We start from the raw sequence: 933 nt of genomic DNA on the forward strand, positions 1-933 counted from the left end.
AGCAAGTGGGTACACCCCGAACCGAACTTTAATTAGCAAGATTTTCAAAGATCTCTCGTGCTTACAGCGTATAGCTGCTTAGCACATTATTGAATTATTAACGAACTATTGCTTTAAACAAGCCACTGGCATTTGTACCAGTCAAGGTTATTGAGCCTACTCCGTTGTTTTGATTTTCATAAGTTCCAGTACAATTGATATAGCCATGATTTGCTAAGAAAATGTGGCTATCTGCACATTGGTAAATGTTTGGAGCCTCGATATAATTGACATATGCTCTAGCAGTATTGCTATTAATTTTGAACAAACTTTTGGTTACAATTCCACATGCATAGAAATCTGTAGTGCCCGCTAGTATTAATGTGTTGGCTTTGAAAGTACCTGCAAAATTAACCTTACCATTTATTGTAATGTCTTTATTGCTTAAGTCTAGTCCATTTTCTCCTTGCACATTTGTAGTACTTCCTTGATTGTTATAGAAGTCCCCACATTTTAAATCTCCACCAATGTAAACATTAGCGCTTTCTGTGTTAGTGCTATATTTGTTGTTTGAAATGTCAACATTTCCTCCGATATAAACTTCTGAACCAAATTCCAAATTTTGTGCCTTAAGATTTTTTCCTATGTAGACAGAACCTGCGGTTTTGAAGTCGTTTTTCAAAGTCAAGTTCCCCTTAAATGTAGAATTGCTTCCCCATCCTGGAGCAAATTTTGATCCATTATAATTTCCACCGATGTAGAAATTACCTTTATTGTTTATAATATCTGTGCTCGTTGTCCAGTCGCCTTCGATGTATATTCCTTTGTTATCAGATATATAAATATTGAGCCCACTTTAAAAAGGGGCATATTTTGAATCCAGCATGACCAGTGTGGTCATTCTGAGTGAAACATAGCAATCGGCTCCGCTGGTGAATATCTGTCGAGAAATCG

Annotated in this window: 1 protein-coding gene; it reads right to left on the reverse strand. The window is 36.4% G+C overall.

Annotated features, from left to right (window positions below; genetic code table 11):
• Window positions 1-97 precede the first annotated feature (97 nt).
• Window positions 98-661, reverse strand: a complete 564-nt coding sequence (locus ACTQ53_RS17500; RefSeq protein WP_441934588.1) for a hypothetical protein — start codon at window positions 659-661, stop codon at window positions 98-100.
• Between the last annotated feature and the right edge of the window lie 272 nt (window positions 662-933).

The organism is Prevotella sp. Sow4_E9_plate (assembly GCF_052116205.1).
Classification (GTDB): Bacteria; Bacteroidota; Bacteroidia; order Bacteroidales; family Bacteroidaceae; genus Prevotella.